General features: G+C 69.9%; 8 protein-coding genes. 6 read left to right on the top strand and 2 right to left on the bottom strand.

Going from position 1 to position 7,401, the window contains the following annotated elements:
• Positions 1 to 175: 175 nt before the first annotated feature.
• The 5 genes from AC1D2E_RS33825 to AC1D2E_RS33805 all read left to right on the top strand — a co-directional run bounded on the left by AC1D2E_RS33825 (position 176) and on the right by AC1D2E_RS33805 (position 4,664).
• On the top strand, positions 176 to 1,153 hold the full coding sequence (locus AC1D2E_RS33825; RefSeq protein ID WP_478201460.1) for an ABC transporter permease: 978 nt from the start codon (positions 176 to 178) through the stop codon (positions 1,151 to 1,153).
• A gap of 79 nt (positions 1,154 to 1,232) precedes the next feature.
• Positions 1,233 to 2,117: an ABC transporter permease gene (locus AC1D2E_RS33820; RefSeq protein ID WP_478175225.1), complete on the top strand. Its 885-nt coding sequence runs from the start codon at positions 1,233 to 1,235 to the stop codon at positions 2,115 to 2,117.
• On the top strand, positions 2,114 to 3,130 hold the full coding sequence (locus AC1D2E_RS33815) for an ABC transporter ATP-binding protein (RefSeq protein WP_478201459.1): 1,017 nt from the start codon (positions 2,114 to 2,116) through the stop codon (positions 3,128 to 3,130). The genes AC1D2E_RS33820 and AC1D2E_RS33815 overlap by 4 nt, the downstream gene beginning before the upstream one ends.
• Positions 3,127 to 3,966, top strand: coding sequence for an ATP-binding cassette domain-containing protein (locus AC1D2E_RS33810; protein WP_478201458.1), 840 nt, complete (start codon positions 3,127 to 3,129; stop codon positions 3,964 to 3,966). The genes AC1D2E_RS33815 and AC1D2E_RS33810 overlap by 4 nt, the downstream gene beginning before the upstream one ends.
• 2 nt (positions 3,967 to 3,968) lie before the next feature.
• Complete coding sequence (locus AC1D2E_RS33805; RefSeq protein WP_478201457.1) at positions 3,969 to 4,664, top strand: phosphoribosyltransferase; 696 nt, start codon at positions 3,969 to 3,971, stop codon at positions 4,662 to 4,664.
• 178 nt (positions 4,665 to 4,842) lie between these two features.
• On the opposite strand, the gene AC1D2E_RS33800 is transcribed toward AC1D2E_RS33805, so the two are convergent.
• Both AC1D2E_RS33800 and AC1D2E_RS33795 read right to left on the bottom strand, forming a co-directional pair.
• Positions 4,843 to 5,796, bottom strand: a complete 954-nt coding sequence (locus tag AC1D2E_RS33800; protein ID WP_478201456.1) for a nucleoside hydrolase — start codon at positions 5,794 to 5,796, stop codon at positions 4,843 to 4,845.
• 37 nt (positions 5,797 to 5,833) lie between these two features.
• Complete coding sequence (locus AC1D2E_RS33795) at positions 5,834 to 6,364, bottom strand: gamma-glutamylcyclotransferase family protein (RefSeq protein ID WP_478201455.1); 531 nt, start codon at positions 6,362 to 6,364, stop codon at positions 5,834 to 5,836.
• A 203-nt stretch (positions 6,365 to 6,567) separates the two neighbouring features.
• Between AC1D2E_RS33795 and AC1D2E_RS33790 the strand changes: the two genes are divergently transcribed.
• Positions 6,568 to 7,146: an NnrU family protein gene (locus AC1D2E_RS33790; RefSeq protein ID WP_478201454.1), complete on the top strand. Its 579-nt coding sequence runs from the start codon at positions 6,568 to 6,570 to the stop codon at positions 7,144 to 7,146.
• Positions 7,147 to 7,401: the final 255 nt, after the last annotated feature.

Raw genomic sequence — 7,401 nt, 5'->3', positions numbered from 1 at the left:
GTCGCTGCCCCCCGAGGGGGCCGCAGGCCGCCTTGGGGCGGCCCGGCGCCGGCCTGGGCCCCCACGCTCCCCCACTGCGTGCGGGTCGCTGCCCCCCGAGGGGGCATCAGCAGGCCGCCCGTACGCGCGAAGCGCGGACTTCGCCGCGCGGGCGGCCCGGCGCCGGCCTCCTCTGATGACCTCCTTCATCCTGCGTCGCCTGCTGCACGCGGTGCCGCTGCTGCTCGCGGTGGTGGTGCTCAACTTCCTGCTGATCGCCTTCACGCCGGGCGATCCGATCACGCTGCTGGTGGGCGATTTTCCCGCGCCGCCCGAATACCTCGACCAGATGCGCCGCGAGTTCGGGCTCGACCAGCCGGTGTGGATCCAGTTGCTGCGCTACCTGGGCAAGGTGGTGCAGGGCGACTTCGGCTATTCGTTCGCGAACCAGCAGCCGGTGGCCGCGCTGATTCTCGATCGGCTCGGCGCCACCCTGGAACTCACCCTGAGCGCGCTCGCCTTCGCGAGCGTGATGGGGATCGTGTTCGGTGTCATCGCGGCCCGCTCCGCCTCCGGCCCGGGCCCGGGACTGGTCGACTCGGCGATCCAGGGCGCGTCGTCGGCGGGCTACGCGATCCCGGATTTCTGGCTCGGGCAGCTGCTGATCCTGGTGTTCGCGATCTGGCTGGGCTGGCTGCCCTCGCAAGGCAACAACCCGGTGCGCGGCACCGAGCCCGGTTTCGCAGGCACCCTGCAGCACCTGTCGTACCTGGCGCTGCCGGCCTTCGCGCTGTCGCTGCGCTACCTCACGCTGATCACGCGCATCACGCGCGCGGCGATGCTGGAGGTGATGAACGCCGACTTCATCCTGGCCTCGCGTTCGCGCGGCGCGTCCGAGTGGACCGTGGTCGTCGTGCACGCACTGCGCAATGCCGCGGCGCCGGTGCTCACGGTCATCGGCTACAACGTGGGCTTCGTGCTGGCGGGCTCGGCGCTGATCGAGGCCGTGTTCGCGTGGCCCGGCATCGGGCGGCTGCTCTATGAATCGATCTCCAAGCGGGACTATCCGGTGATGCTCGCGATCCTGCTGATGGTGTCGGTCACGGTGGTCGTCGCGAACCTGGTCACCGACATCATTCACCGACTGATCGATCCGCGGATCGAACGCGCATGAGCATCGCACGGCCGCCCGAAGATGCGAAGGCCCCCTTGGGGGGCAGCGCAGCACACGCAGTGGCAAGCGTGGGGGCTTCATGAGTGACGCGACGCTGACTCCGATCGTGCCCCCGGTGGGCACGCCCTTGCGCAAGGCCGGCTTCCGGCGCCGACTGCTGCGGCGGCCGACGACGATCCTCGCGCTGGCCTTCCTCGCGCTGCTCTTCGCGCTGGCGGTCTTCGCGCCGCTGGTCAGCGCGTACGACCCGCTCGGCGGCGGCGACAGCGCGCTGCTCGAACCGCTCGCTCCCGGCCACTGGCTCGGCACCGACGACCTGGGCCGCGACATCTGGACGCGGGTGGTCTTCGGCACGCGCATCTCTCTCACCGTCGGCGTGCTGAGCGCGCTGTTCGCGGTGGTCGTGGGCGTGATCGTCGGCGCGCTGGCGGGCTACTTCGGCGGCTGGCTCGACACGCTGCTGATGCGGATCGCCGAGTTCTTCCAGACGCTGCCGCGCTTCGTCGTGGCACTGATCGTGATCGCGCTGTTCGGCACCAGCGTGTTCAAGATGATCGTGGTGATCGCCGCGCTCGCCTGGCCGCAGCTCGCGCGGGTGGTGCGCGCCTCCGTCGCGACGCTCGCGCAATCGCAGTTCGTCGACGCGGCGCGCGTGGCCGGCATGGGTCACGGCGCGATCATCGTGCGCGAGATCCTGCCCAACGTGGCGGCGCCGATCATCGTGCTGGGCTCGCTCGACATCGCGATGGCGATCCTGATCGAGGCCAGCCTGAGCTTCTTCGGACTCGGCGATCCCAATCATGTGTCGTGGGGCGCGATGCTGAACGACGCGCAGCAGTACCTGCGCAGCGCGTGGTGGATGTCGGCCTTTCCGGGACTCGCGATCGCGCTCACGGTGYTGTCGTTCAACGTCGTCGGCGATGCGCTCAACGATGCGCTCAATCCGCGAGGGCACGCGAAGTGAGCCACAGTGAACTCTTGCTGGACGTGCGCGGCCTGTCGGTCGATATCCGCCAGGGCGCGACCGCGCTGCGGGTGGTGAACGACCTCTCGCTCACGGTGCGCCGCGGCGAAGCGGTGGGCCTGGTCGGCGAATCGGGCTCGGGCAAGTCGATGACGGCCTTCGCGATCATGAACCTCTTCCCCTCGCCCCTGGCGCGCGTGGCCGAGGGGCAGATCCTGCTCGAAGGCCGGGACCTGGCGCGGCTCGCGCCCGCCGAACTGCGCGCGATGCGCGGCGCCCGCGTGGGCATGGTCTTCCAGGACCCCACGAGCTACCTCGATCCGCTGATGCCGGTCGGCCGGCAGATCGCGGAGCCGCTGCGCGCGCACGGCCGCACCGAGGGCCTCGAAGCGCGCGTGCTCGAACTGCTCGACCTGATGGAGCTGCCCAACGCCGCACGCGTGGCGCGCCAGTACCCGCACGAACTCTCGGGCGGCATGCGGCAGCGCATCCTGATCGCGGCGGCGCTCGCGATGCGGCCCGCGCTCTTGATCGCCGACGAGCCGACGACGGCCCTCGACGTCACCGTCCAGGCGGGCATCCTGAAGCTGCTGATGCGCCTGCGCAAGGAACTCGACCTCGGCATCCTGCTGATCACCCACGACCTCGCCGTGGTGGCCGAGACCTGCCAGCGCGTCAACGTGATGTATGCCGGCCAGGTGGTCGAATCCAGCGACGTGGCGCCGCTCTTCGCCGCGCCGCGCCATCCGTACACGCAGGGCCTGCTGGCGAGCATCCTCAGTCCGCAGTCGCGCGCGCATTCGCTGTTCTCGATTCCGGGCGGGGTGCCGATCGCCGGGCACTGGCCCGAAGGCTGCCGCTTTCACCCGCGCTGCCCGATCGCCCGCGCCGGCGTCTGCGACAGCCTGGCGCCGGCGCTGCGGGTCCATGGCCCTGGCGCCGACCGCTGCCACCTGAGCGACGAGCCGATCGCCGCCGACGCCTGGCAGCGCAACGAGGCCACCTCGCCATGAACGCGGCCACGACCCCACCGCTGCTCGAAGCGCGCGACCTGAGCCGGCTGTTCCCCGTGCGCGCGAGCGGCGGGCTGTTCCGCGCGCGGCAGATGCAGCGCGCGGTCGATCGCGTCTCGCTGTCGATCCGTGCCGGCGAAGTGCTGGCCCTGGTCGGCGAAAGCGGCAGCGGCAAGACCACGCTGGGCCGCATGCTGCTGGGACTCACGGCGCCGAGCGAAGGCACCATCCTCTACAAGGGCATGGACCTCGCAACGCGATCCGGCGAAGCCGCACGCACTTTCCGCCGCGAAGTGCAGGTGGTGTTCCAGGACACCGGCGGCTCGCTGAATCCGCGCCGCAGCATCGGCCAGAGCGTCGCCCTTCCGCTGACCTGGCACCGCGGACTCGATCGGGCCGCGGCATCGGCCGAAGTCGATGCGCTGCTCGAACAGGTCGGCCTGCCGCCTGCGCATTTCCGCGACCGGCTGCCGCACGAGCTCTCGGGTGGCCAGCGGCAGCGCGTGGGCATTGCGCGCGCACTGGCATCGAATCCGGCGCTGATCGTGGCCGACGAGCCGGTCTCGGCGCTCGACGTCTCGGTGCGCGCGCAGATCCTCAAGCTGATGTTCGACCTGCAGCGGGAAAGAAAGCTCTCCTACCTCTTCATCACGCACGACCTCGGCGTGGTGCGGGCGATGGCCGACCGCGTGATGGTGATGCACCAGGGCCGCGTGGTGGAAAGCGGCGATGCGGACGCCGTGCTGAATGCGCCGCGCGATCCCTACACCCAGCGGCTGCTGGCTGCCACCCCGGTTCCCGATCCCTCGCGCCAGCTCGCGCCGAACGGATCCTGAAGATGACAGCTCATTTCACGGAACCCACCACGGGCTACTGGCAGCGCATCATCGAAGCCGATGCGGTCGAGCGGCCCGAAGCGCCCTGGCGGTTCGGCTACCCGGCGCGCCTGCCCGACGGGCGCGTGCTCATGCTGCCGATCCGGCAGCTCGCGAGCGAACCGGCGCATGCCGTGGCCTCGCTGCTGGTCAATCAGGCCTCGCTCGACGTGGTCGACACGCTGGGCGCCATGCTGGCGCGGCGTCTGTCCGCACAGGCCCCCGAGCTGGCGATCGGCTTGCCCACCCTGGGCCTTGCGCTGGCACCGGTGGTTGCACGCGCACTGGGCCACACGCGCTACCTGCCGATGGGCTACTCGCGCAAGTTCTGGTACGACGAGGCGCTCTCCGCGCCGGTGCATTCGATCACCTCGCCGACGCCGGGCAAGCGCATCTACCTCGACCCCCACCTGCGCCCGCTGATCGAAGGCAAGCGCCTGGTGCTGGTCGACGACGCGATCAGCACCGGCACCACGCTGCTCGCGGCGTGGGAGCTGATCGAGTCGCTCGGCGGCGACGTGATCGCCTGCGGCGTCGCGATGCTGCAGGGCCGGCGATGGGTCGAGCGATTGGGCGCCGAACGCGCGGCGCGTGTCATCGGCGTGTTCGAGAGCCCCTTGCTGAAGGCCGTGCCCGAGGGCTGGATTCTGCGCGACTGACTAGCCCCCACGCTCCCCCACTGCGTGTGGGTCGCTGCCCCCCGAGGGGGCCGCAGGCCGCCTTGGGGCGGCCCGGCGCCGGCCTGGCCCCCACGCTCCCCCACTGCGTGTGGGTCGCTGCCCCCCGAGGGGGCCGCAGGCCGCCTTGGGGCGGCCCGGCGCCGGCCTGGGCCCTTGTTCAGCTCGCGGCCCGCGCGAGCGCGTCCAGCACCACGCGGCGCAGCCGGGACTCGTCGGCCACGCTGGCCACCTGCGCATTGGCCTCGGCGCGCTTCGGCACCCGCCACTCGACCACCGTCATGCCGCGGGTGTGCTCGCCCTTGCATTCGGCCACCACGTGCGCCGGCCTGAAGCTCAGCCCCTCGGGCGCCACGAGCGCGGCCGCGGCCGTCGGGTCGTAGAGCGACATCGGCAGCGCACCGGCAGGGCTCGCGATGCGCACGTAGCCGAGCAGAAGGTCGGCAAGCACTTGCGCCTTGTCGGAGCCGAGCGCACGCAGCGCTTCGGCATCGCTCGCGTGCACACGCACCTGCCGGCAGGCATCGAGGCCGACCATCCACAGCGGCGCCCCGGCGTCGAGGACCACGTTGATCGCTTCCGGGTCGACCGCCGCGTTGAACTCCGCCGCCGCCGTGTGATTGCCCGGCCCCGCGCTGCCGCCCATCCATAGGAGCCGACCGATGCGCGCCGCGAGGTCGGGCCGTGCCTGCAGCACGACGGCGATGTTGGTGAGCGGCCCCAGCGCGAGCACCGTGGCCGGTTCGGTGGCGGCCGCGAGGTAGTCGATGAGCGCAGCCGCCGCATCGCTCGATGCCAGCGATCCGCGCGCCCGCGGGAGGCTGCGGCCGGCCGACACCATGGCATCCGCGCCGAGGATGTTCTGCGCCGTGACCAGTTCGCCGGCGAGCGGCCGGGCGCTGCCCGCGTGGATCGGAAAATCCCAGCCGAAGAACGCGGCCGACCGCAAGGCGTTGTCGACCACCACGTCGATCGGGGCGTTGCCCGCGACGAGCGACATGCCGTCGACCCGCCACGGCGGCGTCTGCGTGACGGTCAGCACGGCGGCGAGATCGTCGAAGCCCAGGTCGGTGTCGACCCAGGCGGAAGTCAGCGCGCTTCTTGAAGAATCCATGCGAGCTATTGTGTCGCCAGATTCTCCGCGGATGGCCTCATCGCTTCGCGTAGAGGGAAAGCTCTCGCGCCTCGCGTGCGACATCCAGGTCTCGAACAGCCGCGACGCCTTCGATGTCCGCGATGTAGGCCGGCGGAAGTCCACCTTGCCTGGCGCCGTTCAACACGTGTTGCATGTACCAGGTGAAAGGCGCCAGCGTGGCGTCCTTCCTGGTTGCCAGGTAGGTCAACGCCGAGACGCTGCCCGAAACCGTTTGCACGCGGATGTCGAAGGCGTCATAGCCGTTTCCAAGGTCTTCCGCCCTGTCAAGGGCGGGGCGGTCGCCGTGAGCGATGCGGAACAGGACGCCGTGCACGACATGCATGGGCATCCCGGAGCGTTCGCAGTCCGCCTTGCCGGAGCCATCCCTTCCCACCTTGTCGAACACCAGGCGGTATCCCGCAACGCGCGCGGTGCCGACGCATTGGGCGGAGGGTGTGCGGTCCACCGCCCGCAGACGCGCCGGGCTCATGTTGGAGCCGTACGCGAAGTACAGGAAGGTGCCTGGCACCATCGATTCGGCAGCCATCCTTCACCGCTCGAATCGAATGCCGCGAAGCCGGTCGAAGTCGCTGCAGAAGCGCCCCGCGGCCAGCCCGCCGGGAAGCGTTTGCCACCAACTCGTGGCCTTTTGGGGTTCAGTCATGCCGATAATTCGCGAGCAGCAAGGTCTTTTGCGCATTCTGATCGAAACGTGACAGTGCGTTCACCGGCATCGCCGAAGGAGATTCCATGACACTTCTCGTAGCAGGCCTGATCCTCTTCCTTGGCATTCACTCGATATCCATCGTCGCCCCTGCCTGGCGCGAGGCACAAATCGCACGGCACGGGGAGCGCGTCTGGAAGGGCGTGTACGCGCTGGCCTCGCTGGCCGGCCTGCTGTTGCTGATCCATGGCTACGGCGTGGCCCGTCAGACGCCGTGGGTGCTCTACACGCCACCGGTTGCACTGAGGCAAGTCGCGCTGCTGCTGATGGTTCCGGTGTTTCCGCTTCTGTTCGCGGCCTACCTGCCAGGCCGCCTCCAAAGGACGGCCCAGCACCCGATGCTGCTCGCAGTGAAATTCTGGGCAACGGCGCACCTGCTGGCGAATGGCACGATGGCCGACGTGCTTCTCTTCGGGGCCTTCCTTGTCTGGGCAGTGGCGGACCTGATTTCCGTCAAGCGCCGCGCCAATCCCCGACACGTCCCCGGTGCGCCGCCGAGTCCTCTCAATGATGTCGTCGCGGTCGTTGGCGGGCTGATGGTCTATGTCGCGTTCCTGCTCTGGATCCACGTCCGAATGACCGGGGTGTCGCCGCTCGGTCAGTGAGCCTCCAGCGCCTCGCGCCACTGCTGCATCTGCGCCTTCCGGAGCTTCGCGCTTGCTGGACCGAAATCCGGTCCGAATCGGATCGCACGGGCGCAGGCCGCGGGCATATGCCTCGTCGAACCATGAGATTGGAGCGGGGTCTCGTGGTCAATGGATCCTCCTCCTGGTGTGGTGTTCGCGAGGGTGCTGATGCATCGCGTCCCAGCGGCCCGTTCACTTCAGCGCAAGCCCGGAACGGGCTCCGGTATCCGCTTC

Source organism: Variovorax sp. P1_H2 (assembly GCF_056405295.1).
This window is presented reverse-complemented; position numbering and strand designations above follow the sequence as displayed.